The organism is Ruegeria sp. CF5, assembly GCF_056537325.1.
Map to the genome: position 1 here is coordinate 142175 of NZ_JBQFRI010000009.1, position 26798 is coordinate 168972.

The following is a 26798-nucleotide window of genomic DNA, read 5'->3' on the forward strand; positions in this document are numbered from 1 at the left end:
ACCCGTTATTCGCTGCCCAAAGCGCACTCGCTCCTCCTGAAACTCAACACCCTGAATTATTGATAGCTTATTTTGCCCGCATTATCACCAACAACAGTTTTCTGCGTATCCACCGCTTCTTGCGGAAGTTGATGACGGCGGAAACGAAATAGATGGGTTGTCCTCCTATGTCGGCCATTTCTTCGTAAATTTGCCAGGACAATGATGGGATCAGGTTCGCAAATAGCGGCAATCTCATCAGAATCTGCACAACTTGGGCAGAGTAAATGCGCGTTCGCCGTTCACAACTGGCGGCATGAAAAGTTATTCCACAGATACAGTGGCTTGGTGCGCATTCGCGATTGCCTCGGCAATATTGGCCGTGCAGCCTTTGCAATGGCTTGTCCGAAGTTGGCTCAGTCCTGCTTATGAGTCTTACGGGTACGCCTATGTCCTGCTGATTTTGTGTCTGGCCGGGATGAGTTTGCTGAGCGGGCGGCCGAAAGAAGCTGTCTCTGGGATGCCGGCGATTGCCTTGTTGTTGATGGCCGCATTGATCCGGTTTTTCGGGCAGATACTGGCGGTCAACATTCTCAGTGCACTTGCGCTTGCTGTAGATGTCTTTGCACTGGTTGTGCTGCTGCAGCTAAATCGTCGACCATTTGCGATTTCGCCATTCTGGATGGCTGCGTTGTTTCTGTTCTCCCTGCCAACAGAAATGATCCTGCAGCGCACGCTTGGGTTCCCGTTGCAGATGGTTTCGGCGGAATTGGCCTGCCATATGCTCGGCACACTGTTCTCGAATGTGGCCTGCGATGGGGTGCGCATCACCCTGGAGCGGAAGGACATCCTTGTAGACCTGCCCTGTTCCGGAGCCTCGGGTCTTTTGCTGTCGCTGGCCTTCGTGGTGACCCAAAACGCGGTTATGAGGCCACCGTGGCATGTCGGCGGTTTCATCCTGTTGGCCGCAACTGGATGCGCCACACTTGGAAACAGTCTGCGCATTTCGCTGCTGGCAACTGGCCTCGCTTATGATCTGGATGTGATGGCCGAGCCCTGGCACAGCCTTATAGGGTTGACGACACTTGGCCTGACCGTCGCACCCTTTGCCCTGTTCTATCGGCCCTGCAGCAGAAAGGCGCGCGAAAGCCGCCCACGGCCCAAGCCATTTATTCTGCCGAAACCCATCAAAATGCTGGCGGGGATTGCTTGCCTGATCGGCAGCATTGCCATCGTGTCCCTAAAGGCAAACCCGGTGGACGTTTCGGGTAGCGTGACGGTGCCGATCCTGCCCGCGCAAATCCAAGGATTTCAGGGCCAGAAAGTGCCCCTGACACAGATGGAAGCTCATTATTTTGAAGCATATGGCGGGCAGGCACAGAAGGCCCAGTTCGGTCCGCTTGGGCTGAATGTGGTCAGCACACGCGCACCGCTGCGGCATTTGCATGCTCCTGAAATCTGCCTGCGGGGCCTTGGCTACAAGGTTCGGTTTCTGGGCACACGCTATGACGGCGTTCCCAGCGCCTACTATCGGGCCACGGGCCCCGTCGGAGACCGGTGGTTGGTTGCGGTCAGCTATGTCTCGCAGAGCGGGCAGGTCACCCCCAGCGTGGGCGAAGCGATCTGGCGTTGGTTGAACGGGACCGGCGGCACCTGGAGCAGCGTGCAAAGGATCACCCCATGGGCGCTGGACACCGCACTGCGCGCCGAACTCGACGCTGCCACGATCGCAGCTCTGGACATTCAAACCATCAAAGGAACGGACATATGATACGCTATTTTGCTTTTGTTTTTCTGCTGCTGCCCGGGGCCGTGTACGCACAGCCCGACGACGAGATCGCAGGTCGTTTGATCGGCAGCGGGGCAGCCGGGCAACTGGACTTGCCTCTGCTGAAATCGGACCTTTCCGTTGATATTCAGGGGGATATGGCAACTGTTCAGGTGCGGCAGGTGTTCGTCAATCCGTCGGATGATCCGATGTCGGCGGAATATCTGTTCCCTCTCAACCAAAAGGCTGCCGTCTATGCGATGCAAATGCATGTGGGGGACGAAGTGGTTGAGGCGCAGATTCAACCAAAACAGCAGGCCGAACAGACCTTTGAGACCGCAAAGCAAGAGGGCAAGGCAGCGGCCCTTTTGACCCAGCATCGTCCCAACATGTTCACACAGAATGTCGCCAACCTGATGCCGGGGCAGCCGATCACGGTAACGCTTAGCTATGTGCAGGCCGTTCCCAAAATCGACGATGCTTATGAACTGGTTCTGCCGCTGGTCGTCGGGCCGCGCTATCAGGGGGCAGTGAATTCCAACCCAATGTCCGAGCACGTTGTGTTGGCGGATTTCCACGAAGAAGACCCGGCTGCCTCAACCAAGGTCGACGGTTGGACGGTTTCCGAGCTGCCGGAGTACCCACCGGTTCCACGCCTTTCAAACCCGGATGTCATCGAACCCGCGCGGGTCTCGCTGGATCTGAACCTTCGTGGGGCTGTTCCTGTTTCAAACCTGACAAGCGCAACGCATGACTTGCAAATCCAGCAATCAGAAGGAGTGATCAGCGCCACTTTTCGGGACGGGCGGGTGATCGACAACCGTGACCTTGTTTTGCGCTACGAACTTGGTGGTGATGAGACAACTGCCGGAGTGCTGGCCCATCACGATGAGAGAGGCGGCTTTGTATCGTTGCTGGTTGAACCGCCCAAGATCCCGCAAGCGGATCAAATCACCGCACGAGAGCTGGTCTTTGTTCTGGATACCTCGGGTTCGATGGGCGGCGCGCCTCTGGATGCCAGCAAACGGTTTATGGAATCCGCCCTGCAGGGGCTGCGCCCCGAGGATTATTTCCGCGTGATCCGGTTTTCTTCGGGTGCGTCCGAGTTCGCATCCCAAGCCGTTCCTGCCACGCGTGGCAACATCCGGTCTGGCTTGCGCTATGTGCGCGGTCTTCGTGCCGGGGGTGGAACTGAAATCGACAATGCAATTCGTCACGCTTTTGCAACGCGACAGCCCGCCAACACGCTGCGCATCGTCGTTTTCCTCAGCGATGGCTATATCGGTCACGAGTCGCGTGTTCTGCGCACAATCCGGCGGCAAATCGGCGATGCCCGTATCTATGCCTTTGGGGTGGGTACTTCGGTAAATCGTTACCTTTTGGACGCGATGGCCGAAGAAGGCCGCGGCTATGCACGCTATGTTGATCCGACTCAGCGCGCCTCGGATGTCGCGGATACGCTGGCCCGAGACCTGAAATCGCCGGTGTTGACTGATATCTCCATTGATTGGGGCGAGTTGAATGTCAGCGAAGTGGTACCACAGCACATTCCAGACCTGTTCGATGGCGGCTCAATCCGGGTTATGGCCCGGTACGAAGGTGGCGGGCCTGCCGACATCACGATCAATGGCCTGGTGCAGGGCAGAAAAGCGCAAATGCCACTGTCGCCGGTTCTGCCAACAGTTTCCGACCCAAAGGAGGATACGCTTCAGGGCGCTGCGATCCCATTGACCTGGGCCCGTACCAAAATTGCGGATTTCGACCGTGCCATCGCTGTACAGGCTGGCGATCCCAAAGAGCTTGAGGCGCAGATCACCGATCTTGGATTGCAGTTCAATCTTCAGACGCAGTTCACCTCATTTGTTGCCGTGTCAAAAATGATCGTCAACACTGGCGACGCGCCAACAGCCGCTACTCCGGTGGCCTTGCCTCAGGTGGCGGGTGTGGGTGCCGGGGCCTATCCCAAAACCGCGTTCAGTGGATCATCCACACCCGAGCCGCAAACGATATTTGGACTGATTATTCTGGCGGCTCTGGGCGCGCTGCGTCTGACGCGTAGTCGGAGGGTTGCTGCATGAGAAACGTCCCCTACAAACTGCGCACAGATGCCTGGTGGTTGGGGGATGATTTCACCTGGCGCAGACCGCAGGTGCAGGCTCCACTTGACCCAGCCAATGGCAGTATGATCTCTGATCGTGACTTCGGTGAAACTTCGATGACGGACGCGCATAGTGAACAACATCCTGATCGTAGACGATGATGCCCGCATTCGTGATGTCGTTCGCTTTGCGCTGGAAGATTCCGGCTTTCGAACAACCGAGGCGGCCACCGGTCAGGATGCACTGGAACTGTTCGGCAAATCTCCGGCTGATCTGGTGGTTCTGGATATCGGGATGCCGGAAATGGACGGGCTGGAAGCCTGCAGGGAGCTTCGCAAAAGTTCGACTGTGCCGATCCTGTTTCTGACTGCGCGCGATGATGAGATTGATCGTATTCTGGGCTTTCAGCTTGGTGGGGATGACTATGTCACCAAACCCTTTAGCCCACGAGAGCTGGTGCTGCGGATCAAGGCCATCCTTGCCCGCGCCAGCGTTTCAGATGCGCCGGACGAAGTGACGGTATTTCAGGATCTTCGACTGGATCATAGCGCACATTGCTGCACCCTGGCCGAGGCCGAGATTCAGCTGACCGGGATCGAGTTTTCGGTGTTGTCGATCCTGGCAAAGACACCAAGCAGAGTCTATTCGCGCGCGCGGCTGATCGAACTGGTCTATGGTCACAATACCTATCTGTCCGGTCGCACGGTCGATAGTCATATCCGCAATATCCGTCAAAAGGCGCGTGCGCTGGGCTATCCTGACTTGATCCAAACTGTGCACGGGGTTGGGGTGAAACTGGGCATTTGCCAGTGTTGACCATCAAGAAAAAGTGGAGGCCATCGCTTGCGCTGGTAATTGCACTGGTCTGCATGGCCTTGGTGACACTCCCGATCATCGGCGTACTGGGCGCCCGGCTGTCCAGCAACCAGTTCGCGCGTGAGACTGAGCGCGGTTTGCTGTCTCAGGCGGTTATCCTTGCCGAAATGTACGCTGCGGCGTTCTCGGAACTGCAGGCTTCGCCCGATCTCGGTCATCGCTTGTCCAACCAACAGATAGAACGACTTGCACGGGATTTTCACCCCATCCCGCCCAGTTTGGATCTGTTCCGCAGTCAGGTCTTGCCGCCTCGTCCCGATCCGGTTGAAGCTGTAGACCCTTTGGGTGTGACCTATGCGGCGATCTCTCCAACTCTGTCACAGCTGGCGAGTTCGGCGAAAAAAACGACTCTGACGGGATATGTATTTTTAGATCACGCCGGGCAGGTCATTGCCGGCAGCGGACCGGTCAGCGGGTCCTTTCTGCATGTACCAGAAGTGTCGCAGGCCCTGCAGGGAGAAACCGTCTCATTGCTGAGGTATCGGGACGATCCATCCAAGCGGCACCTGCTGAACTCGATCAGCCGAGACACCACTTACCGCGTGTTTGTCGCCCACCCGGTGGTGTTGGGGAACAGGGTTATCGGTGCTGTTTACCTGTCTCGTACGCCGATGGACCTGAGAAAATTTCTGTTTCAGGAACGGTTCACGCTGGGTTCTGTCGCTGTATTCATGCTGGTGTCCGCGGCCGGGATTGGTTGGATGATGTGGCGGCTGATCTCAAAGCCAATTCGCGATCTCAGCAGTCAGAGCCGGGATGTTGCAAGCGGATCGAAACCAATACCTGATCCCGTGCAGCACTATGGTGTGCAGGAGCTGGCGGATTTGGGCAGCAACGTCGTTTCGATGGCCGCAACCTTGTCGGATCGATCCACAGCGATCGAGACCTACACAAGCCATGTCACGCATGAATTAAAATCACCGGTCACTGCAATTCTCGGCGCGGCTGAGCTGCTGTCTGACGGGCCGTCTGCAGTGTCCGGTGATCGCAATCAGAAACTGGTTCATAACATTCAGCAAGAAGGCCTGCGCATGAACGCTCTGCTGGGGCGTCTTCGCGAATTGGCCCGGGCCAGCGTGCAGACAGACCCGGCCCCAACGTCACTGGCGGATATCGTCGGGGCCGCGTCAGCTTCGTTCCCGGATCATGTCATCGAGTGTCACGCGCCGTCCGACACGTATCTGCCTTTGTCCAAGGATCAGGGGCAAATTGTTCTGCATCATCTTTTGCAAAATGCGTTCCAGCACGAGGCTACGCGTGTCGACATAACCTATGAAGCGGCTTCAACCAGCCTGATTGTTGCCGACAACGGCACGGGAATTTCCGCGCGAAACAGTGCTCGTATCACAGACCCATTCTTCACGACCAGACGGGATCAAGGTGGAACCGGTCTGGGCCTTTCCATCGTTGCTGCCGTGTTGAAGCAAGCCAATGCGGTGATTGAGGCAATGACTCCTAAGCACGGTGCCAGTTTTCGGATCAGGTTTTGAGCCTTTATCGATTGCACAAAGCACGAGCAACTTTGTGTCTGTGCCGGCTTTCCAGACTTGTTGCGCAGTACGTATGTTCGACCAGCTCGAAAATTTGCGCCTGCAGCGGACAGCCCGGACTTCGCCACAGCGACGTTTGCCTTGGTTGAACGGTCGAATTACCTGCCGCTGTAAATTCTTCAACAGAGGGCTTCCGTGGCAGCTCGCGTGTTTTAAGCGCGGCGTGAACGCAAGTCGTCCGGTATTTCCAGGCCCCCAATTTGCGCCAATAAAGTGGTGATCTCATCGACCCCTTTTCTGTGCCGAAGGGACGAAAACACAAAAGGACGACCGTTGCGCATTCTGGTTGCATCCCGGTTCATCACCTCAAGTGAAGCGCCGACATGGGGGGCCAGATCGGTTTTGTTGATAATCAGCACATCGGATTTGGTGATCGCAGGCCCGCCTTTGCGCGGGATTTCCTCACCCGCGGCCACGTCGATTACATAAAGCGTTACATCTGCCAGTTCCGGGCTGAACGTGGCCGAAAGATTGTCGCCGCCGCTTTCGATCAGGACGACTTCGATATCCGGGTGACGGGCCTGCATCTCGGCCACGGCGGCCAGATTGATCGAGGCGTCCTCGCGGATCGCCGTATGCGGGCAGCCGCCGGTTTCGACGCCGATGATCCGGTCCTGCGGCAGAACCTGCATCCGCATCAGCGCCTCGGCATCTTCGCGGGTGTAGATGTCATTGGTGATTACACCGATCGAAACCTTGTCACGCAGCGCCTCGGACAGGGCGGCGGTCAGGGTGGTTTTGCCCGCGCCCACCGGGCCGCCGATACCAACGCGCAGTGGGCCGTTCATGTTGCTCATGTTCGGAACATCCTTGAATATTGAGTTTCGTGTTTCATTGACGCGATGTCGGGCAGGAACGTGGTTGACCCCAGATCGTCCAACCCGGCCTCAGTCGCCGCGGACGCAGTGTGCTGACACAGGGGTGTCAGATCCCGGATCAACCGCTGTCCATCAGTCTGGCCCAGAGGCACCAGTCGTGTTGCGCAGGCCACCAGATTGGCCATGAAGCTGTGCAGGAACATCTGCGCCGTCAGTTGCACCGGCAGGTTCCGGGCCTTTGCGGCATGCCCAATGGCAACGGGGTAAGTCAGAGTTCCCATATCCAGCGTCCAAACATCCGAGGTCACGCCGCAGAACGCCTCGCCCAACAGATGTGTTTCGCGCAGGCGTTCGGACGAGGCGCAAAAGGCCCGGGACGTGCGGTCGATGTCGTGCAGTTCCTCGCAGGTTTCCGCCCGATAGGCTGCCGCAAGGAACATACAGTCATTGCGACCCGATCCGTGTCCAATCACATCGGCGATCCAGTCGCCAGTGTCCGGGGCATTGGCCACGGCGCCACAGTCAATCGCCCATTCCAGCCCATGTGAATAGGCGAACCCGCCCACCGGGTAGGCAGGCGACAGCCATTGCGTTAGGGTCAGGATATCGGTGTCAGTGGGAATGGCCATGGGTCCTGCCGTGGCCATAGGCGCCGCCTTCGGGGGTAAAGGGTTCAACGGTTTCCCGGATGTCAGCGCCCAGCTTCTCCAGCATATCGCGGATGACGTGATCGTGCTGGATCAGCAGGCGGCTGTCCTCGATCTGGCAGGGAGTATGGCGGTTGCCGATATGCCAGGCCAGCCTCAGCAGGTGATCACCCGTCACCTCCAACAGGTTTTCGGCGGCGGCGACAATTTCAATCTGGCGACCGTCTTCCAGCACCAGCACTCCGCCATGATCCAGCGATTTGGTTTGCGCCAGATCGACCAGAAAGGACTCACCGTCATCCGTCGTCAGCATCTTGCGGCGCAGAAAGCGACCGTCATAGTCCAGCGAGACCTGTGCATGGGCCTGAGAGTGTTGGTGGTCGTGATAGATGCGGGCGGTTTTGATCGCGGTGGTCATCGGGGCCTCCTTTATTCTCAAAACATGAAATAGCGTTGCGCCATCGGTAGAACTTCGGCGGGCTGGCAGGTCAGCAATTCGCCATCGGCGCGGACTTCGTAGGTTTCGGGGTCGACGTCGATCCGGGGAGTTGCGTTGTTGAGCATCAGGTCTCGTTTTCCGATATCCCGCGTGTTGCGTACGGCAACGGTCTGTTTTGCAAGCCCGAGTGTTTCACCAATCCCTTCGGCCTGCGCGGCCTCGGAAACAAACGTGATCGCCGAATGTTCGACCGAGCGGCCATAGGCCCCGAACATCGGACGGCTATAGACCGGCTGCGGCGTGGGGATCGAGGCATTGGGATCACCCATCTGAGCGCAGGCTATCGTGCCACCCAGCAGCACCATCTCGGGCTTCACGCCGAAAAAGGCGGGGTTCCATAGCACCAGATCGGCGCGCTTGCCTTCTTCGATGCTGCCAATCTCATGGCTGAGCCCGTGCGCAATTGCCGGGTTGATGGTGTATTTCGCGATATAGCGGCGCACCCGCAGGTTGTCGTTGTCGCCGGTTTCATCGGAAAGGCGACCGCGCTGTTTCTTCATCTTGTCGGCGGTTTGCCAGGTGCGGATCAGCACCTCACCCACACGGCCCATTGCCTGACTGTCGGACGCGATGATCGAGAACGCGCCCATGTCGTGCAGGATATCCTCGGCCGCGATAGTCTCACGCCGGATGCGGCTTTCGGCAAAGGCCACGTCTTCGGGGATCGACTTGTCGAGGTGATGGCAGACCATGAGCATGTCCAGATGCTCTTCGACCGTGTTGACGGTGAAGGGTCGTGTCGGGTTGGTCGAGGACGGCAATACGTGGTCTTCGCCGCAGATGCGGATGATGTCGGGGGCATGGCCACCGCCTGCGCCTTCGGTGTGAAAGGCGTGGATGGTGCGGCCCTTCATGGCGGCCACGGTGTTTTCGACAAAGCCTGATTCATTCAGCGTGTCAGTGTGGATCATCACCTGCACGTCCATCGCATCGGCTACCGAAAGGCAGCAGTCGATGGCGGCGGGGGTGGTGCCCCAATCCTCGTGCAGTTTCAGGGCGCAGGCACCGGCGTTGACCTGTTCCTCCAGTGCGGCAGGCAGCGAGGCGTTGCCTTTACCCGCGAAGGCCAGATTCATCGGGAAGGCATCCGCCGCCTGCAGCATCCGACCGATATGCCAGGGTCCCGGGGTGCAGGTGGTGGCCAAAGTGCCATGCGCTGGGCCTGTGCCGCCGCCGATCATGGTGGTCAGACCCGAATGCAGCGCATCCTCGATCTGTTGCGGGCAGATGAAATGGATATGGCTGTCGATCCCGCCGGCGGTCAGGATGCGCCCTTCGCCAGCGATGATCTCGGTGCCCGGGCCGATGATGATGTCCACACCGGGCTGGGTATCCGGATTTCCGGCCTTGCCCAGTCCGGCGATGCGCCCGTCTTTCAGGCCGACATCCGCCTTGAAGATACCCGAATGATCCACGATCAGGGCATTGGTGATGACGGTGTCCACGGCCCCCTCGGCACGGGTTGCCTGAGATTGCCCCATTCCGTCGCGGATCACCTTGCCGCCGCCGAACTTGACCTCTTCGCCATAGACGTCTTCGCGATGGCCCGATTCACTGAACCGGGCAGCGGTCGCGCGATCAACGATCAGGTCCTTTTCGACCTCGATGATCAAGTCCGTGTCGGCCAGACGCACCCTGTCGCCCACCGTCGGGCCGAACATGGCGGCATAGTCACTCCGACTGATCTTGCCCGGCATCTTTCAAAGCCCCCATGATATGTTTGTTGAAACCGTAAATGTGGCGCCGACCCCCATAAGGCACGAGCATTACCTCGCGCATTTGCCCCGGTTCGAACCGAACGGCGGTGCCGGCTGGAATATCCAGACGCATTCCCAAAGCCGCATAACGATCGAATTCCAGCGCCGGGTTGGCCTCGGCAAAATGATAGTGACTGCCGACCTGCACAGGACGGTCGCCGGTGTTGGCCACCATCACAAGGCGCCCGCTGCGCCCGGCGTTGAGCGTCAGCGTTCCGTCCGCCGGAATGATTTCGCCTGGGATCATTTCGGCAGCTTGGCGATCAGGGCAATCACGGCGAGCGCCAGCAGCGCCAGACCGACGCCAAGGCTGGCATAGTCGGTGCCATGTGCGTGGATATGGGTGTCGGTATGCGCCACTGCGGGGCCAGCAAGGATCAGGGCGGGGAACAGAATTCGGGTCATGGGGAAATCCTTTTCGGGTTATCGGATGGGGTTGTGCACGGTCACCAGCTTGGTGCCGTCAGGAAAGGTGGCCTCAACCTGAACTTCGTGGATCATCTCAGGCACGCCCTCCATGCATTGATCGCGGGTTATCACCTCGGCCCCGGCCTGCATCATGTCGGCGACCGAACGTCCGTCACGGGCACCTTCGACCACGGCATCGGTAATCAGTGCGATTGCTTCAGGGTGGTTCAGCCTGACGCCGCGCGCCAGTCGTTTGCGGGCGACCTCGGCGGCCATGGCGACCAGCAGCTTGTCTTTTTCTCGGGGGGTCAGGTTCATGTCAGATCATCCAGCATCTGGGAAGGCGGTCGTCGTTCAACCGTCGCAGCACCGGCATCAGTGCCCGGCGGAGGGTAAAGCTGTTTTCGGCCAGCATTCGGATCACCAGCAGGTCGCCCTGAAGCAGGCTGGCCCCGGCGCTGTCGGGCAGCATCTGGCGGACCGGACTCAGCTGGCCCTCGGCGGTGGGTGAGATGAAGAGGACTAGCGCCATCGCGCCCGCGCCATCGGCAATATGTGGTTTTGCCAGGTGCGCGTGCAGATCGCCCGAGTATCGCGTGGCATCCAGAAACGCAGGCGCGCCGCTGCGCCAAATTTCGACCCGGTCACGCAGGCGGATATCGGTCAGCGTCTCGCCCATGGCAGCACGCCCGAACACCAGCGGCTCGACCATCAGCGCGGTTGCGTCGGGGGCCAGATCGATCCACAACCGGCGATCCAGCGCACTGCCGTTGAACAGGATGGTTTCCTGCGGAAGCCAGTTCAGCCGGGCGCCTGCATCAACGCTCAGCCGGTTCGTGATCTGGCCATACGGTCCGGGCTGCGCCTTGTAGGCGCGTTCGCAAGCTTGCGTCGTCAGGGTAAGGGTGGTTCCAGAAGCGGCGTGTCCGGTGAACCGGAATGCATCCCCGCCCGTTACCCCGCCTGCCGTGTTCAGCAGAACCGCATCCAGCCCGCTATCGCTACTGCGAGGGAAAAGACATTTGAACGAACCCGACTGGCGAAATCCGTCCAGTACCGATCTGCCACCCGATTGCTTGGCGCTCAGACGAATCGCACCCTTGGCACGTGGAGGCGTTGCGTACTGCTTGGGCAATGTGGGGGCGAGATGAGTGATGGCATACCTGTGGGATTAAGATTTGTGCCTCTTGTTTCATCGGTAGCGCGCCGGAACTCTATTCTGCGGTGCCGTAATCAGGTGATTTTCCGATGTGCGTGACTAATTTTTGGACACAAGCTGAAACCTGTGGTCAAAAATTGGGCAGGTAAGGCCAATTTAAAAGATTGAATTGGTGTCGATTTGCCAAGTTTGCCGCAATGCAGAAACAGTATGGATACCCGCCGCGGAGATGACCCCGGGGGTGTGTGACGGCTGCGCGAATTGGACCTCGAACACAACCGCCACACGGAACGCAACAACAGTTGCGGGGAACAGGTAGAAGAAGAGCGCGCCCATGCGCAAGCCCTCTCCTGTGGTCCCGCCAGGAGGCTTACATGTCATTTCTCAAATCCACACTCGCCGGGTCGGCGATTTTTGCAGCCATGGCAACGGCGGCTTTGTCTGCCGAAGACACGATCAAGGTCGGTGTGCTGCATTCGCTTTCGGGTACGATGGCGATCTCGGAAACCACGCTGAAAGACACTATGCTTATGCTGATCGACCAGCAAAACGCCAAAGGCGGCCTGCTGGGCAAACAGCTTGAGGCCGTTGTCGTCGACCCGGCATCCGACTGGCCGCTGTTCGCAGAAAAAGCGCGCGAGCTGCTGACCGTGCATGAGGTTGACGTGATCTTTGGCAACTGGACTTCGGTCAGCCGGAAATCTGTTCTGCCGGTGATCGAGGAACTGAACGGGCTGCTGTTCTATCCGGTGCAGTATGAGGGCGAGGAAAGCTCAAAAAACGTGTTCTACACCGGCGCGGCCCCGAACCAACAAGCGATCCCGGCGACGGACTATTTCCTTGAGGAACTGGGCGTTGAGAAATTTGCGCTGCTGGGCACTGACTATGTCTATCCCCGCACCACCAACAACATTCTGGAAAGCTATCTGAAGGGCAACGGTATCGCGGATGACGATATCTTTGTGAACTACACACCGTTTGGCCATTCCGACTGGTCCAAGATCGTGGCTGACGTGGTTGCGCTGGGCGCAGATGGCAAGAAGGTCGGCGTGATCTCGACCATCAACGGTGACGCCAATATTGGCTTTTACAAGGAACTCGCCGCTGCCGGTGTTTCCGCCGATGACATTCCGGTCGTGGCCTTCTCGGTCGGTGAAGAGGAACTGTCGGGTCTGGATACGGCCAACCTTGTGGGCCATCTGGCAGCGTGGAACTATTTCCAGTCGGCTGACACCGAGGCCAACGCCGAATTCGTCGAGACCTGGAAAGCCACCATGGGCGATGAGCGCGTGACCAACGACCCGATGGAGGCGCATTACATCGGCTTCAACATGTGGGTGAACGCCGCAACCGAGGCGGGTTCGACCGAAGTCGACGCCGTGCGTTCCGCCATGTACGGGCAGGAATTTCCGAACCTGACCGGCGGCACCGCCGTGATGCTTCCGAACCACCACCTGGCCAAGCCAGTGTTGATCGGTGAGATTCAGGAAGACGGTCAGTTCGACATCATCAGCGAAACCGAAGTGGTGCCGGGTGATGCCTGGACCGATTACCTGCCGGAATCGGCAGTACTGAAATCGGATTGGAAAGATCTGGGCTGCGGTATGTACAACACCGAGACCAAGACCTGCGTTCAGACCCTGTCGAACTACTAAATTGTGCAGCAAGGCGGGTGTCATCGCCCGCCTTACCACCAAAGATACTCGGGTTTCTCCAAATGTTACGACTATTCCTAGCGGGCCTCGCAGTGCTGTGCGCCTGCCTGACGGCCAGCGCGCAGGAGGCCAGTCTGCAACCGATCCTGCAGGAGCATCAGGCAATTATCGCCAAAAGCTCGCGCAAGACGATCAAGCCGGCGATTGATGCGATCGCGACCAGCGGCCTGCCGCAAGCGCAAACCATGCTTGAAACATGGGCCGCAAAGGACATGTGGATGCGCAAGTCGGACGGTCTGTTCTTCGCCGGGAAAAAGGTCGAGGGGAGGTCCTATGAGCTGACCGATTTCGACACCGGCGCGGTGGTGGGCACGTTTGAGAAATCCGATCTGAAACAGCTAAAGCCCAATAGCGGCATCCGCGCCATGATTGGCACCGCGCTGGTTCAGTTCCAGCTGACCGACCCGAGCCGTCCGAAACGTCTGGCAGCATTGCAATCCATCCAGCGCGATCCCGAAGGTGCTTTGCTGGAACCTCTGCGCGCCTCGATCGAGCGTGAACCGGATGCGGACGTGAAGGTGCAGAAACAACGGCTTGAACGCTTGCTGACTATCGGGTTCGATAAAGACGCAGCGGCCCGCGTAGCCGCCATCGAAGAAATGTCCGGCGATCTGGGCGTCGATGTCCGCGCAGCGCTTAACCCTCTGGTCGTGACCTCACGAAAGGCGGTTAAGGAGTTACCGTCGGACGCGAACGTTGCCGTTGTTCTGGTGCCTGGTTCGGAGTACCTGTCCCGGGACGAGGCATACGATCTGTTGGTCGCGGGCGATCTCGCTGCGCCGCGTGTGTCGGTGGGCGACATCCGCGCGGCTCTGGCCGCGAATATCGACGGTGGCCGTGTGGGCGGAGTTCCGGTCGCGCAACTGAACACCGATTCTTCACGGACAAAGGCGTATGCCACTCTGGCAGAAGCCGGACTCGTGCCTGCCTTGGTAACGGAGGCTGACATCGACGCTGCACTGGGCGAGCATGTTTTCATTGAATCCTACGCTGAGTCGTCATCCGAAGTCACAGCCGCCGCCGAAAGAGCGCTGGAACAGATCGAATTGAAAGTTGGCCTGAACCAGACGCTTGATCTGACGCTGGATGCGATTTCTCTGGCGTCGATCTATTTCCTGGCCGCCGTTGGGCTGGCGATCACCTTTGGCGTCATGGGCGTGATCAACATGGCGCATGGCGAGTTCATCATGATGGGCGCCTATACAGGTTACGTGGTGCAGCAATTCATTCCGGATCACACGCTTTCGATCCTTGTTGCGATCCCCTTGGCATTTGCCGTCACTTTTGCGATGGGCGTGGCGATGGAGCGTCTGGTGATCCGCTGGCTGTATGCGCGGCCACTGGAAACGCTGTTGGCAACCTTCGGCATCTCGATTGCGCTGCAACAACTGGCCAAGAACATCTTTGGCACGCAGGCCCGCCCGCTGACCGCGCCCGGCTGGCTGGACGGGGCGTGGGTGCTGAACGATGTGGTTTCGATCAGCTATATCCGGATTGCGATCTTTGTACTGGCGCTGATTTTTCTGGCTCTGTTTCTTTTCATCATGAAGCGCACGCGGCTGGGGCTGGAAATGCGCGCGGTGACGCAGAACCGGCGCATGGCAGGTTCGATGGGGATCAACCCAGGGCGGGTGAATATGCTGACCTTTGGCCTTGGCTCAGGCATTGCCGGGATCGCAGGCGTGGCCATTGGCCTTTTTGCCAAGGTCACGTCGGATCTGGGCAGCAACTATATCGTGCAGAGCTTTATGACCGTGGTTGTCGGCGGTGTCGGCAACATCTGGGGTGCGCTTGCCGGGGCTGGATTGATCGGCTTTCTGCAAAAGGGGATCGAATGGATGAACCCCTCGAACACGCTGGCCGCGCAGACCTACATGATCATCTTCATCATCATTTTCATCCAGTTCCGGCCGCGGGGCATCATCGCCCTCAAGGGCCGCGCGGCGGGGGATTGAGCCATGGAACGCAGCTTTGTCGCCAAGAACCCGTCTGTTCTAATCTTTCTGGCCGTCCTGTCGGTGTTCACCTTGGGCGTGACCGTCCTGTCCGAAGGGTTCGGGGTCGGCGTGATTTCAACCAGTTTCATAAAGACTCTGGGCAAGACCCTGTGCCTTTGCCTGATCGCAGTTGCGATGGATCTGGTCTGGGGCTTTACTGGGATCCTGTCGCTGGGTCATTTCGCGTTTTTCGGGCTGGGGGGTTACATGATCGGCATGTGGCTGATGTATGAGCGCACCCGCCTGATCGTGGTTGAGTCACTGTCGAAATCGGAAATCCCGCCGACCCATTCCGAGGTCACTGACGCCATTGCCAACCAGATTTTCGGCGTTGTGGGCGCGTCCGACTTTCCGTTGATCTGGGCGTTTTCGCATTCGCTGACATTGCAATTGATCATGGTGGTGCTGGTGCCGGGCCTGCTGGCGCTGGTGTTTGGCTGGTTGGCCTTCCGCAGCCGGGTTACGGGTGTTTACCTGTCGATCCTGACACAGGCGATGACCCTGGCACTGGCGCTGTATCTCTTTCAGAATGACAGCGGACTGCGCGGCAATAACGGCTTGTCAGGCTTACAGAATTTACCCGGAGTCTCTGCCGCTCAGGACGTGGTGTCGGTCTGGTTTCTCTGGGCTTCGGCGCTTGCATTGGGGCTGGGCTATATGCTGGCGGCGTGGATTGTTTCGGGCAAATTTGGTTCGGTCATTCGCGGTATCCGCGATAACGAAGCGCGGGTGCGGTTTCTGGGCTACTCGGTCGAAGTCTACAAGTTGACGGTCTTTACGCTGACGGCCTGTATCGCCGCCGTCGCGGGCGCGCTGTATTACCCGCAGGCGGGCATCATCAACCCCGAGGAAATGGCGCCAATCGCCTCAATCTATCTGGTTGTCTGGGTTGCAATAGGCGGGCGTGGGCGGCTGTACGGGGCAGTTATCGGCGCGGCCTTTGTTAGCCTGCTCAGCACATGGTTCACCGGCGGGCAGGCACCGGATATCCCGCTGGGATTTTATACAATCAAATGGGTGGACTGGTGGCAGGTCCTGTTGGGCGTTTCCTTTGTGCTGGTCACACTATTCGCCCCGCAAGGCATCGGCGGTTTGTTCGATCTGGTCGGCAACCGCCGCCATCCCGACCGACATGGCGCCAACCTCGGCCCCGATGACGGCGCCTTGCGCGAGAAGGAGGCCATCGAATGAACACTCTGCTAGAGGTGAGCGGCGTCTCTGTCAGCTTTGACGGGTTCCGCGCGATCAACAACCTGTCGTTTCAGATCGGTAACGCCGAATTGCGGGCGGTGATCGGGCCAAACGGGGCGGGTAAGACCACCTTCATGGACATAATCACCGGCAAAACCCGCCCGGACGAAGGGCGTGTGATCTGGGGCGAGAAATCTGTGTCGCTGCTACGGATGAGCGAGGCCAGGATCGCACAGGCGGGCATCGGGCGAAAGTTTCAGAAACCTACGGTATTTGAAGATCAGACCGTGCAGGAAAATCTGTTAATGGCGTTAAAGAACAAGCGCGGCTGGTTGCGTGTTTTGTTCTACCGGCCTGCAGAGGCCGATCTGCAAAAAGTGCAATCGCTGGCCACCGAAATCGGGTTGAGGGCGGAACTGAACCGAAAATCCGGAGAGCTCAGTCACGGACAGAAACAATGGCTGGAAATCGGTATGCTGCTGGCGCAGGAGCCGCGCCTGCTGCTGGTGGATGAACCCGCCGCCGGCATGACCCCGCAAGAGCGCGAACATACCACTGATTTGCTGGTGAAAGCCGCAAGAACCCGCGCGGTGGTGGTGGTCGAACACGATATGGAATTCGTTCGCCGCCTGAACTGCAAGGTCACTGTCCTGCACGAGGGGTCAGTTCTGGCCGAAGGCAGTCTCGACCATGTCACATCAAATCAGGACGTTATCGACGTCTATCTGGGGCGCTGAGCAATGCTGAAACTGACAGATCTGACGTTGTACTATGGGCATTCGCAAATCCTTCACGGGATATCGATGGAGGCCAAACAGGGGGAAGTCACCTGTGTGATGGGAACCAATGGTGTCGGCAAGACCAGCCTGATCAAGGCTGTATCGGGTACGCATTCACGGTCCGGCGGTGAAGTCGAGCTGAACGGCGAAGAACTAGGTATTCTGCCTGCACATAAAATGGCGTGGAAAGGTGTGGCTTATGTTCCGCAGGGGCGCGAAATATTCCCGCTGCTGAGCGTGCGGGAAAATCTGGAAACCGGGTTCGCCTGTCTGCCTGTCAGTGATCATTTTGTCCCCGACGAGATTTTCGACCTGTTCCCGGTGCTCAAGAAAATGCAGAACCGGCGTGGCGGAGATTTGTCGGGCGGTCAGCAACAACAGCTAGCCATCGCACGGGCGCTGATCACGAAGCCAAAGCTGTTGCTTTTGGATGAACCCACCGAGGGTATTCAGCCCAACATCATCCAGCAGATCGGAGAGGTCATCCGCCACCTCAGAACCAAAGGTGAGATGGCGATTGTTCTGGTCGAACAGTATTTCGATTTCGCCTATGATCTTGCAGATCGGTTCGTTGTTCTCAGGCGAGGCGAAATCCTGATGGCAGGGACTAAATCGGAGCTTTCCCGCGATCAGGTTTTACAGGGGGTAACGGTTTAGGTTCCGTTCGCGAAGGTAAATTCTGGACGATTTAGGCATATATTATTAATCCAAAAAAATTTGGATTTCGATCTGCGCGTGTCAGCATCAACAACTGAGAATTGGTGCGCCTACTGGGTTACCGCACCACAAAATCAGCCCGTAAGAACTTCTTTGGTGAACGTGAAGCGTGAGGTTGCTGGCGCTTGTCGGACCGGCCATGGAACGCTGCTCTAGATCAGCGGCATACAGTAGTTTCGGGCCACGAAGGATTGGCAGATTCCGCGTTTGAGAAACTCATTGCTCGTCCCAGCGGCGACCGCAACCTGGCGAGCCTTTAAAAAAGGTTCGTCAAAGTTGAAACCAGCCCTCAGCAAGGAAAGCGTATTCTATTAAAAGTGGTGAGCCGTGCAGGATTCGAACCTGCGACCCACTGATTAAAAGAACGGCCAGAGCCATTTCTCCGTATTTCTCCAAACTTCGCCACACTGACAAAAATGAAGCGAAAACAAATATTTACGTTGACCATCGTTGCGCCTTGAATTCATGACTTACTCCAGAATTCGCCGCCATTTGCTTCCGTATAGCTTCCGGAAGCAGGCCGGAAGCAAGGAGTGTTCTGGATATGTTCAAACTGACCAAACGCGCGGTAGAGGGGCTTGCTGTTGAGGCCAAGGATTACCTTGTTTGGGACCGGGACATGCGCGGCTTTGGGCTGCGGGTCTATCCTTCCGGCAAAAAGACCTATCTGGTTCAGTATCGGGCCGGACGCCGGACGCGACGGGTCACCATCGGCCAGCACGGCGTTCTGACCGCCGAGGAAGCGCGGACACGGGCCAAGCAGCTTCTGGGCGACGTGGCGCGTGGGGCGGACCCCTCCGCCGAGAAACAGGCCAAGCGGCGCGCACCAACCGTGGCGGGTCTCTGTGACCGGTTCCTAGAGGAATATGTCGACCAGCATTGCAAGTCGACAACTGCCCGCGACTATCACAGCTTCATTCGCCGGTTCATTCACCCCAAGCTTGGCCCTATCCCGATTGCCGAGGTGACCCGCGCCGATGTGGTGGCGTTTCATCACGGGTTGCGCGAAACGCCCTATCAAGCCAACCGGGCGGCAGCGATGCTGTCGAAGCTGTTTAATCTGGCCGAGGATTGGGGATTGCGGCAACCGGGATCGAACCCCGCGCGCCGGATCAAGAAGTTCCGCGAAGAAGAAAAGAAACGCTACCTGTCCGACGAGGAACAGATACGCCTTGGTGAAGTGTTGGCAGAGGCGCTGGAAGAGGGCACAGAGACCGTTTACGCGGTGTCGGCCCTCCTGCTGCTGATTTACACCGGATGCCGCCTCAGCGAGATTCTGACGCTGCGCTGGGACTATGTTGCGTCGCACCATCTGGAATTGCCGGACAGCAAGACCGGACGCCGTCGCATTCCCCTGCCGAGGGAAGCCTATGACATCCTGATGGAATTGCCCCGACAACCGGGAACCCCCTATGTAATATTAGGCGAGTCAGAGACCGGGCCGCTCCACAACCTGCAAAAGCCGTGGCGGCGTATACGTAAAGCGGCAGGACTGGAAGATGTCCGTATTCACGATTTGCGGCACACCTATGCCTCTGTTGCTATGAAAGACGGGATCGACCCGTTTACGCTGAAAGAGATCATGGGGCACAAGAACCTGACCACGACCCTGCGCTATGCACATCTGGCAGATGATGCCGTGCAACGGGCAGCAGGATCGGTTGCATCGCGGCTGGCGCGCGCGGTCCGAAAGGACGTCAGAACCGCACCGCTGCGGGTTGTACGGTAACGTTACCTTACATAGGGGCATCGGTAAGGAATTGGACGCTCTACGTATAGGTTATGTTACATAGGGCCCCACACAGCGACCTTAAGATAGATAACAATACAGGCTCACGACATATGCTGGATAGTCAGGACAAGAAAAGCGAACTGGACTTCGAAAACATTTGGAGCCAGATGCAACTTCCGTTGCCCGTCGCAAAAGGGTTTGTTGCGGACGTTGGTTGGATAGCTCAGTACTACCACCCCAAAGACAGACGGATAACACCACTGCCTGCGAAAGAACGCAAAGCGATCTATGGCAAGCTGGACAAGACCGTCAGTTCCTTGCTGGATCAGCTTTCAAATCTGCCTCCTTCAATCCAATGGGAAATCGAAGAAGTTGGGATGGCAAATGAGCCAGAAGACTACTTTGAAAACGCGATAGGTTCCGATCACGAAGGGCTGGACTATGGAGAGTACCTGATTGATGTCCTGAACACGAAACTTCCCGAGATTGCCTTCTTGATTGGAGACGCGCTGGAGCATCACAAACGCCCACGCGCAAGGCCTAAACAAAACGAAAGCTTGGAAGACACGATCCAGCGGCTCGCCAAAGTGTTCCAGCACTACACCGGACGCGATCCGATGGAGACTCATCGCTACGACGATCTGGACGAAGAACAGCCATACAAGAGCGACTTCTTTAGTTTCATGTATGCGTTTTTCTGGGTTGATCCGAACCACAGGTTCCCGACATCGCAGGCAATCGGCAACGCGACATTACGCGTGTTTGGCCTTAAAAAATAGGGGATGTCAAAAATGGACAGATTTTGAGCCATATATGACATTAGAATAATCGGTTCCTACGCTGCATTCTGGTTGCAACGAAACGACATGCAGCGAGGCGACCATGCAAGCACAGATTGACCCTGACTACTTCGACCGGCTTATGGACGAAAAAGAAGCCGCAAACTACCTCTGTTACTCCGTTCGCGCCTTGCAAAACTGGCGCGTGCGGGGCGGTGGACCGATGTTTGTAAAAGTATCCGGTCGGTCGGTTCGATACACCCGCCGCGATCTGCAAAAGTGGATTGCGGAAAAGCGGGTCGCCAATACCAGCGCCGCACCTTCCTGACATTAAAGTTTTGCCCGCTCAGAGTTGGCAGCGCTGAGCGGGATTTTGGGGCCGGATGGCTCTCAGGGGCGCGGGGTGTCGCCACCTCGCGCCCTCTATGTGTCTGCCAAACGGTTCAAGCAAGGAGTTCACCATGACACAACAACCCGCTTTCAAATTCAAAATCGGGCTAATTACCGCAACTATCTGGGACAACGATGGGTTCTTTTCCGTCGACATCTCGAGGTCCTACAAGAACGGGGAAGGCGACTGGCGTACCACCAGTGCGTTTTCTCACAATGACCTTCTGAACGTCGCCAAATGCGCTGAACGTGCAGAGAACTGGATTTCACGCAAGCAGGCCGCAGCAAGCCAATGATATCCGCCGGGCGTCCAGCCCGGCCCCAAAACAATAGCTGCCCCGCCGGAGGCACTATTGAAGGGCGCGCCAGCGCCAGCCCCTTTTCCCAACCTCAACCAAATCACGCGGCGTTCGCCGAAAGAGGGGGGTGATTGTAGCACCCCCCTCTGGAAATACCGGAACCCAAGGAGGCCCCAATAATGCAAGTTGTTCATCGCGGATTCGACACTATCGCACTTTCGATTCAGGCGAATATCTCTCAGGAGCTATTCGACCTGCTGAGTACCGAACGTGACAGAGCCGAAGAAGAGCGGCATCCCGTTCCATTCAGCTACGGTGGCGCGGATTTCGACCTCCTGCCGCATGGTGGCAACGGATATCGCTTTATCCTCAAAGGCGGTCCTTTGGATGTTACTTGGTTCTTCAAAAAACCAAATGCGCGTGATCCGTGGGGCATTCGGGTTTCGGTAGGTTCAACACTCCTTGCCACGCAAGGGCTCGGATACGCGCGATCCTATATAGACAAGACCCTAACAAGGCTTGGAGTTCGCTTCGAGGCGCATCAAGTCAGTATCAGCCGCGTCGACTTCTGCGTTGATATCCTTGCACCAGAGTTTGAACTAGTTCCCGAAAACTTTGTCATCCACAGCCACACGAACCGCGCAGACTACATCACCGGTCAGGAAGACGTCCGCAGCAACGGCAAGTCTGGTCAGTTCACGTCTGTAACAGTCGGTAAAATGCCGGGGCGGCAGGTCATCATCTATGACAAACGTCGTGAAGTGATCGATAAGAAAAAGCCGATTTGGTGGGACATCTGGAACTCCAACCTTGAGCAAGATGGGTTGCCCCCATTGGACCATTCTGATGCGTCTCAGAGCCGCGTATGGCGTGTTGAGGTACGTGCCGGGAAGGACTTGCTCAAGGATCGTTGGCAGATCAGGACGCGGCCCCAATTCGACGCCATGTTCGGGGATGTCATTGCCGAGGCACTAAAGAAGATACGTTACTGTGAGCCCGATCCTGATGACGGAAACCGTGCGCGGTGGTCAAATCATGGAATTTGGGACCTAGTTTCTGGATCGTCGGATGACGACCTGCTGGAAATGCGTAGCTACGTGGATGCCACCAAAATCAAGCATGTTCATCGCGATGAGCATAGGCGAATGATCATGGCTCAAATCGTGGGCCATGTAACAACACTAGCGGCACTGGATGGCACTGAGGAAAGCAAACTGGGAGAATACATGGTTCAGATGGGCGGCAGGCTGTCGGAGATCTCCAAGGCTGATCCTGAACGCGCGGCGAACAAGCTATATGAGGCGAAGAACAGATATCGTTTCATTGCGTAAACCGCGTACAAGTAATTGCCCCTGTAGGATTTTTACGATACCGCTGATGTGAAAAACTCACCCATGCTTGTCACGCAACAGCGATCTAATATGATAGATCGAAGCAGGGTTCAGACTGGCGTGTCCAGTGCTTATGAAGTTGTATCAAAAGATGAAAATAGTTTTCCAACTTGTGCTTGTTGCTATTGTGGCAGCAGTAGCTTTTCTCTCCGGTCCTATACCAGTCCTTGCACAGGAAGCCACTAGATCACTGGCCGACCTGCTCGGCAGAGAAGTCAGGATGTCATTTTTTCAGCCTGTCCCGATGATAAGGGAGGAAATTGAGGGTTTGGATGAAATGTCAATTCTTGACAGGACTGCTACATGGTACCCTTTTCAAGACTCTGATGTTTGGGTCTATTTTATTAGCAACAATACAGAAATTGACATTCTGCCCTCGCAATTGGCCAAGGTCGTTTGGGAGAGTGGGAAGATACCTCAAGACGCAGTCACGAGTTATGATGTGAACTTCAGTGATGGGCGCAAAAAGGTCTTAATTGTTGTATTAATGCAGGATTATCTAAATCTGCCAGAGGAAACCTATAGATGCAGAATTGCCCATTCCATAATTAACATGGTTTCAAACTCTGCCACTCGTGGATCGGGAACTATTGACGCTGAATGTTTTTGATCGAGGGCAAATCTTGGACGCATGGCGAAAGGGCTTCAGCTGTGGGCTTGACGCAAACGGCCAACGTATAAGTTTGTAGTTTGAGCCCTTACCGGACCTTCGACAACACCCAACTTCTCGCTCGTGAAGCAAGCCGCGAACGGCCCACGCTGCCGTTCATCGGTGGGTCGAGATGCTGTGTTTGTGGCCCACTTAGCAAATACTGACTGAATTGACGTTTTGGATGCCAGCCACAGTAAGTGTGTGCATTGCTGCTCAAGACGACCTCTTACGCGGACTGTACGATCCATGTGGTCAACGCGAGGCTGAACACCGCAGTTTGATCGCCTGTCTGTACCGCAAAACGAGTCGCGGTAAAACGTGGCTGGCACCCTCCGTCTAGGTATCCTAGGCGTAGACGCTGCTCAATTCTTTCTTTTCGATCATGTTCAATAGGTCGATTCCGTCCCAGCGAACAAACCAATGCTGCTGTTGGATTTCGTCAATTAGCGCCTCGGCCTCGGCAACACTGATGTTTCCGAGGTTCTCGCCAATCCTGTTCCATGAAGCTCGAAGCAACTTGGCTCTCTTGGGCCTATCAATGTAGGGACAAGCAAGGGAATCCAGCAACAGATGCACTGTTTCGGAATCCCTATTCAGATACTTCTCTGAAGAAACTCGCTTACGGATGAACTCCCAAATTTCATTCCTCTGGTCAGCGAACTCTGGTCGGTCACCATAGATGAATAGCTTTACGACCAACTCGAAGTAGCCTTGGCTCTTTCTGTCCAGTTTGGCGAGCGAGATCAGCTCGTGCTCCAGTTGCCCATCGCCTCCAAATTGTTGAAGGCTAACCAGAATGTTGAGGATCTCGATTGGGATCACCGAGTTTTTCGAGAATAAGCCTTCGAAGCTGGGTGCTCTCGCCAATTGTGACGCCCAGCGAAGGGAGGCTTCTTTGAGGATATCAAAACCTTCGGGGTCGTGTTCTTGCAGATGCTGCGCAGCGCGCACGATGGCGTGAGACAGGCGAAGCGATGACGCGACGGTAGGGTGAAGCGTAAAAAAGTAGAACCCGGCATCAAGCAGGAAGAAGAACATTTGCCGATAGTCCCGGTCAACAACTGGACTGTCTTCTAACGCAACAAGATCAATGTACCCGTCAGCTATATCAATGGCTTTCCGGCGTACTGCCCCAATCACATAGTTTGCAACCGCGTCGTAACCAAGCTCCGAGGAATAGCACGCTGCCTTAACCTCTCGGGTGAACTTTCCAAACAACGACCGATATTTGTAAATGTACTTAGGAAGCAACGCCCTCTTTCCGCTCGCGGGCAGGGCGACAGTTTCAAAGAGCTTTTCCCAATGAGCGCCAAGGGATTTATTAATCTCGTCGATTACCAGAGACTTCTTCGAGTAGAATGGCCGCTTGTCGAACTCTCTTTTCGCAGTGTTCAGGTGCAGATTGTATTCTCGCAACGCGATTGATAGCTCGTGCTCCACCTGCTCGGCCATTACAGGGTCATTGGAAAAGACATAGTAGTTGTCCACGTACCGCCTGCATTCGTAGTCGACGCCATCACGTATGGGAGAGCTTTTCTCTTCAAGGTTGCGGCGTGCGTTTTTGTCCACCTTTGCAAGTATTATTTCCGCAAAGATGCGACTGGCCTCCGGGCCAATGCAGATACCACTTGTTTCGTTGTGGTTGAGTCTCTGCATTACCTTGTCGAACTGATTTCCAAAACTGAGCGCGGGCGTGTTTTCTTTCGCCTCCTCTTTGCTCTTGGTCGCCCAAGCCATGGAGTGAGTATAGATGCTGTCGAAGCACTTACTGATGTCCAAAGACAACTGATATCGGAACTTTTTTTCTAAGCGAATGTGATCGTTCGAGGCGAAGAACTTGTAGAGGCGCTCAAATCCTGAATATGCAAAATAGCTTGCCGGGTTTCGCACCAATTTGTCCAACTCCGCCGTATCGACGGTAGCGTTCTTGTATTGGTTTTTATCCTGCACCGAGGATGGCACAAAAAAGGAACTTCCAACCTTCTTCGGCGCGCGAATGGAGAATGGTCCGCGCCCGGAGTATTCGCAGATCAACTCCTCGTACTTCTGATAGAATTCGGCCAATATGACCTGACCTCTCGGATGTAGAAGGCTCAAGGTTCTTACACTTCGAGAATCTTTGACGATATTGTACCTTAGCGGAACGGTGTAGCCCTTGCCGTCGTCGAAGAGCAAAAGGGCGTTTACCAACTTTTGAAAATGAGCCGATTTCTTAGTCACGTCATGAAGGTTCTTGTAGAACCCATCGTTGCTAACGATTATTGGTACCTCGAAAGGTGACGTGTCCGTGAGTACCACACGCCATTTGTCCGCTCGGTTTAGGTTTACCCGTGATTTTCGCTTACTAGGCATATTTCCAGCACTCCATCAGATCGGCCAATCTATCGGCGCTGAAGCGGAAGTGAACACGATTGGCGAACCCATTGACGAATGAGTACTTGAGAAGTTCTTTTCTTTGACGGTTAGTCAGAGCGAGCGCCAGTCTCCCTCCGACTGCCCCTGAACGGCACAGAACCATCCCCGAGTAAAACTTATCAAGCTCGGCGAGTGCTGGTGCGTTAGTGTTGATGAGGCTGTAAGTGTGCTGCAGACCCGCGCTGCGGTTCTTTTGCTGCCTTACGTCAAAGAACTGATAGCCACAGGTCAAAATGCGGACGCGATCTCTAAGATCGTCGAAGTTCCCATCACCCAAATATTGCAGGAAGGACTTCACAATTCGCGTCTTGTTCCTTCGCACCTTTGATGGCGCGATATCTAGTTCAATTCGACGAGAAATCGGTCTCGCTTTATCAGTGTGAAAGACAACGAACTTGAACCCCAGGTAGTCGAAGCTGTGTTCAACAGTTGGCGTCTTCATCTTTGTATTCTTGAACTGATAAATCTTCGATTTTGAAAAATTCAATTTCAATCCCGCCGGTAAAGCTTCTTCGACCTGCGCCTTGAGCGAGTTCGGATTGTCCAATTCCGGCAGGATCAGTACTATATCGTCAACATACCGGGCAAAGTAGTGTGCGTTTAGTTGCTCCCGCATTCTTTGGTCAAAATCTTGCATGTAGAATTCACTAAGTTCCGCGCTTATTGCCAAACCTGGGGGCAAGCCTTTCACCGAGTTGGCTTTGCATTGCTCAATCAGTGACCTGACAACAGACCTCGTGCTTGGAGCCGTCACAAGCCGTTTGCTGAGTTGGCTTGACAGAAAATCTTGATCAACGGACGGAAAAAATTTCTCGATATCCATCTTTGCAACGGTAAATGGCAACCCTTCTTCGCAGAGTAACTTTAGACGGCGAACGATCTCGATCCGGCTTCCCTGTTTTGATGCTGTGATTCTGCGAATGTTCTGAGCGGCCTTTCGCAGCACCAGATCGCACGCCAGATCATTTACTTGATAGATGGTCCGGCCAGCCAAGTTATTCGGCGTCAATGGCAGAGAGGAAAAACCATTTTGTGCTGTGGTAACAGCCTGAGTAACTAAAGCTTGCTTGTGCGCCTCATTCTTCAATGCAGGCCGTTTTAGAAAATCACTTTTACTCAAGTGCCTTGCAAGTGCTGCGCTGCCAAATGTGGGATCGTACATCGAAAATCACTTTTGCTTA

At 56.2% G+C, this 26798-nt stretch carries 25 protein-coding genes; 15 read left to right on the top strand and 10 right to left on the bottom strand.

The window, feature by feature from the left end:
* Nucleotides 1-295: 295 nt before the first annotated feature.
* The 4 genes from xrtT (at nt 296) to ACR0NW_RS19255 (ending at nt 6212) form a co-directional block, all read left to right on the top strand.
* Nucleotides 296-1750 carry an exosortase T gene (gene xrtT, locus ACR0NW_RS19240; protein ID WP_480452530.1) on the top strand — a complete coding sequence of 485 codons (1455 nt, stop codon included), beginning with the start codon at nt 296-298 and terminating at the stop codon, nt 1748-1750.
* Complete coding sequence (locus tag ACR0NW_RS19245) at nt 1747-3825, top strand: VIT and vWA domain-containing protein (protein ID WP_480452529.1); 2079 nt, start codon at nt 1747-1749, stop codon at nt 3823-3825. Before xrtT ends, ACR0NW_RS19245 begins: the two co-directional genes overlap by 4 nt.
* A gap of 153 nt (nt 3826-3978) precedes the next feature.
* The gene (locus ACR0NW_RS19250; protein WP_480452528.1) at nt 3979-4662 is read left to right on the top strand and encodes a response regulator transcription factor; all 684 of its coding nucleotides are present in this window, start codon (nt 3979-3981) and stop codon (nt 4660-4662) included.
* Complete coding sequence (locus ACR0NW_RS19255) at nt 4656-6212, top strand: ATP-binding protein (protein ID WP_480452527.1); 1557 nt, start codon at nt 4656-4658, stop codon at nt 6210-6212. The genes ACR0NW_RS19250 and ACR0NW_RS19255 overlap by 7 nt, the downstream gene beginning before the upstream one ends.
* A 212-nt stretch (nt 6213-6424) precedes the next feature.
* Here ACR0NW_RS19255 and ureG read toward each other — a convergent pair whose 3' ends face one another.
* From ureG to ACR0NW_RS19295, 8 genes are read right to left on the bottom strand one after another with little or no spacing between them, the layout of a single operon-like run.
* Complete coding sequence (gene ureG, locus ACR0NW_RS19260; RefSeq protein ID WP_480452525.1) at nt 6425-7069, bottom strand: urease accessory protein UreG; 645 nt, start codon at nt 7067-7069, stop codon at nt 6425-6427.
* Nucleotides 7066-7737 carry an urease accessory protein UreF gene (locus tag ACR0NW_RS19265; protein ID WP_480791894.1) on the bottom strand — a complete coding sequence of 224 codons (672 nt, stop codon included), beginning with the start codon at nt 7735-7737 and terminating at the stop codon, nt 7066-7068. Before ACR0NW_RS19265 ends, ureG begins: the two co-directional genes overlap by 4 nt.
* Nucleotides 7703-8155, bottom strand: coding sequence for an urease accessory protein UreE (gene ureE / locus ACR0NW_RS19270; RefSeq protein WP_480452522.1), 453 nt, complete (start codon nt 8153-8155; stop codon nt 7703-7705). The genes ACR0NW_RS19265 and ureE overlap by 35 nt, the downstream gene beginning before the upstream one ends.
* A 17-nt stretch (nt 8156-8172) precedes the next feature.
* Complete coding sequence (gene ureC / locus ACR0NW_RS19275) at nt 8173-9933, bottom strand: urease subunit alpha (protein ID WP_480452520.1); 1761 nt, start codon at nt 9931-9933, stop codon at nt 8173-8175.
* Complete coding sequence (locus ACR0NW_RS19280; RefSeq protein WP_170655075.1) at nt 9908-10240, bottom strand: urease subunit beta; 333 nt, start codon at nt 10238-10240, stop codon at nt 9908-9910. Before ACR0NW_RS19280 ends, ureC begins: the two co-directional genes overlap by 26 nt.
* Nucleotides 10237-10398 (bottom strand): hypothetical protein, encoded by a 162-nt coding sequence (locus tag ACR0NW_RS19285; protein WP_170655071.1) that lies wholly within the window; start codon nt 10396-10398, stop codon nt 10237-10239. Before ACR0NW_RS19285 ends, ACR0NW_RS19280 begins: the two co-directional genes overlap by 4 nt.
* Nucleotides 10399-10416: 18 nt before the next feature.
* On the bottom strand, nt 10417-10719 hold the full coding sequence (locus ACR0NW_RS19290) for an urease subunit gamma (protein ID WP_170655068.1): 303 nt from the start codon (nt 10717-10719) through the stop codon (nt 10417-10419).
* A gap of 1 nt (nt 10720) precedes the next feature.
* Nucleotides 10721-11536 (bottom strand): urease accessory protein UreD, encoded by an 816-nt coding sequence (locus tag ACR0NW_RS19295; RefSeq protein WP_480452518.1) that lies wholly within the window; start codon nt 11534-11536, stop codon nt 10721-10723.
* Between the two features lie 398 nt (nt 11537-11934).
* Between ACR0NW_RS19295 and urtA the strand changes: the two genes are divergently transcribed.
* The 11 genes from urtA to ACR0NW_RS19350 all read left to right on the top strand — a co-directional run bounded on the left by urtA (nt 11935) and on the right by ACR0NW_RS19350 (nt 23160).
* Nucleotides 11935-13215 (top strand): urea ABC transporter substrate-binding protein, encoded by a 1281-nt coding sequence (gene urtA / locus ACR0NW_RS19300; RefSeq protein ID WP_480452515.1) that lies wholly within the window; start codon nt 11935-11937, stop codon nt 13213-13215.
* Nucleotides 13216-13277: 62 nt separating this feature from the next.
* On the top strand, nt 13278-15230 hold the full coding sequence (gene urtB / locus ACR0NW_RS19305; RefSeq protein ID WP_480452514.1) for an urea ABC transporter permease subunit UrtB: 1953 nt from the start codon (nt 13278-13280) through the stop codon (nt 15228-15230).
* Nucleotides 15231-15233: 3 nt separating this feature from the next.
* Complete coding sequence (gene urtC / locus ACR0NW_RS19310) at nt 15234-16463, top strand: urea ABC transporter permease subunit UrtC (RefSeq protein WP_480452512.1); 1230 nt, start codon at nt 15234-15236, stop codon at nt 16461-16463.
* Nucleotides 16460-17200: an urea ABC transporter ATP-binding protein UrtD gene (gene urtD / locus ACR0NW_RS19315; RefSeq protein WP_480452510.1), complete on the top strand. Its 741-nt coding sequence runs from the start codon at nt 16460-16462 to the stop codon at nt 17198-17200. Before urtC ends, urtD begins: the two co-directional genes overlap by 4 nt.
* Nucleotides 17201-17203: 3 nt before the next feature.
* On the top strand, nt 17204-17899 hold the full coding sequence (gene urtE, locus ACR0NW_RS19320) for an urea ABC transporter ATP-binding subunit UrtE (RefSeq protein WP_480452508.1): 696 nt from the start codon (nt 17204-17206) through the stop codon (nt 17897-17899).
* Between the two features lie 604 nt (nt 17900-18503).
* On the top strand, nt 18504-19688 hold the full coding sequence (locus tag ACR0NW_RS19325) for a tyrosine-type recombinase/integrase (protein ID WP_480452507.1): 1185 nt from the start codon (nt 18504-18506) through the stop codon (nt 19686-19688).
* 113 nt (nt 19689-19801) lie between these two features.
* Nucleotides 19802-20470: a hypothetical protein gene (locus ACR0NW_RS19330; RefSeq protein ID WP_480452506.1), complete on the top strand. Its 669-nt coding sequence runs from the start codon at nt 19802-19804 to the stop codon at nt 20468-20470.
* Between the two features lie 103 nt (nt 20471-20573).
* On the top strand, nt 20574-20798 hold the full coding sequence (locus tag ACR0NW_RS19335) for a helix-turn-helix transcriptional regulator (RefSeq protein WP_480452504.1): 225 nt from the start codon (nt 20574-20576) through the stop codon (nt 20796-20798).
* 133 nt (nt 20799-20931) lie between these two features.
* A complete protein-coding gene (locus ACR0NW_RS19340) occupies nt 20932-21156 on the top strand; it encodes a hypothetical protein (RefSeq protein ID WP_170326242.1) in 225 nt (74 codons plus the stop codon).
* A 182-nt stretch (nt 21157-21338) separates the two neighbouring features.
* Nucleotides 21339-22490, top strand: coding sequence for a hypothetical protein (locus ACR0NW_RS19345; RefSeq protein ID WP_480452503.1), 1152 nt, complete (start codon nt 21339-21341; stop codon nt 22488-22490).
* Between the two features lie 151 nt (nt 22491-22641).
* Complete coding sequence (locus ACR0NW_RS19350) at nt 22642-23160, top strand: hypothetical protein (RefSeq protein WP_480452502.1); 519 nt, start codon at nt 22642-22644, stop codon at nt 23158-23160.
* Nucleotides 23161-23547: 387 nt separating this feature from the next.
* Here the strand turns inward: ACR0NW_RS19350 and drt3b are convergent, their stop codons facing one another.
* On the bottom strand, nt 23548-25554 hold the full coding sequence (gene drt3b / locus ACR0NW_RS19355; RefSeq protein WP_480452500.1) for an antiviral reverse transcriptase Drt3b: 2007 nt from the start codon (nt 25552-25554) through the stop codon (nt 23548-23550).
* Entirely contained in the window at nt 25547-26779 is a 1233-nt protein-coding gene (gene drt3a / locus ACR0NW_RS19360; protein ID WP_480452499.1) for an antiviral reverse transcriptase Drt3a, read from the bottom strand. Before drt3a ends, drt3b begins: the two co-directional genes overlap by 8 nt.
* Between the last annotated feature and the right edge of the window lie 19 nt (nt 26780-26798).

Bases quoted from the DNA above. Each gene is read 5' to 3' on its own strand.
- xrtT (WP_480452530.1), top strand. From the start codon at position 296: ATGAAAAGTTATTCCACAGATACAGTGGCTTGGTGCGCATTCGCGATT.
- ACR0NW_RS19245 (WP_480452529.1), top strand. From the start codon at position 1,747: ATGATACGCTATTTTGCTTTTGTTTTTCTGCTGCTGCCCGGGGCCGTG.
- ureG (WP_480452525.1), bottom strand. From the start codon at position 7,069: ATGAGCAACATGAACGGCCCACTGCGCGTTGGTATCGGCGGCCCGGTG.
- ACR0NW_RS19265 (WP_480791894.1), bottom strand. From the start codon at position 7,737: ATGGCCACGGCAGGACCCATGGCCATTCCCACTGACACCGATATCCTG.
- ureE (WP_480452522.1), bottom strand. From the start codon at position 8,155: ATGACCACCGCGATCAAAACCGCCCGCATCTATCACGACCACCAACAC.
- ureC (WP_480452520.1), bottom strand. From the start codon at position 9,933: ATGCCGGGCAAGATCAGTCGGAGTGACTATGCCGCCATGTTCGGCCCG.
- ACR0NW_RS19280 (WP_170655075.1), bottom strand. From the start codon at position 10,240: ATGATCCCAGGCGAAATCATTCCGGCGGACGGAACGCTGACGCTCAAC.
- ACR0NW_RS19285 (WP_170655071.1), bottom strand. From the start codon at position 10,398: ATGACCCGAATTCTGTTCCCCGCCCTGATCCTTGCTGGCCCCGCAGTG.
- ACR0NW_RS19290 (WP_170655068.1), bottom strand. From the start codon at position 10,719: ATGAACCTGACCCCCCGAGAAAAAGACAAGCTGCTGGTCGCCATGGCC.
- urtA (WP_480452515.1), top strand. From the start codon at position 11,935: ATGTCATTTCTCAAATCCACACTCGCCGGGTCGGCGATTTTTGCAGCC.
- urtB (WP_480452514.1), top strand. From the start codon at position 13,278: ATGTTACGACTATTCCTAGCGGGCCTCGCAGTGCTGTGCGCCTGCCTG.
- urtC (WP_480452512.1), top strand. From the start codon at position 15,234: ATGGAACGCAGCTTTGTCGCCAAGAACCCGTCTGTTCTAATCTTTCTG.
- urtD (WP_480452510.1), top strand. From the start codon at position 16,460: ATGAACACTCTGCTAGAGGTGAGCGGCGTCTCTGTCAGCTTTGACGGG.
- urtE (WP_480452508.1), top strand. From the start codon at position 17,204: ATGCTGAAACTGACAGATCTGACGTTGTACTATGGGCATTCGCAAATC.
- ACR0NW_RS19325 (WP_480452507.1), top strand. From the start codon at position 18,504: ATGTTCAAACTGACCAAACGCGCGGTAGAGGGGCTTGCTGTTGAGGCC.
- ACR0NW_RS19330 (WP_480452506.1), top strand. From the start codon at position 19,802: ATGCTGGATAGTCAGGACAAGAAAAGCGAACTGGACTTCGAAAACATT.
- ACR0NW_RS19335 (WP_480452504.1), top strand. From the start codon at position 20,574: ATGCAAGCACAGATTGACCCTGACTACTTCGACCGGCTTATGGACGAA.
- ACR0NW_RS19340 (WP_170326242.1), top strand. From the start codon at position 20,932: ATGACACAACAACCCGCTTTCAAATTCAAAATCGGGCTAATTACCGCA.
- ACR0NW_RS19345 (WP_480452503.1), top strand. From the start codon at position 21,339: ATGCAAGTTGTTCATCGCGGATTCGACACTATCGCACTTTCGATTCAG.
- ACR0NW_RS19350 (WP_480452502.1), top strand. From the start codon at position 22,642: ATGAAAATAGTTTTCCAACTTGTGCTTGTTGCTATTGTGGCAGCAGTA.
- drt3b (WP_480452500.1), bottom strand. From the start codon at position 25,554: ATGCCTAGTAAGCGAAAATCACGGGTAAACCTAAACCGAGCGGACAAA.
- drt3a (WP_480452499.1), bottom strand. From the start codon at position 26,779: ATGTACGATCCCACATTTGGCAGCGCAGCACTTGCAAGGCACTTGAGT.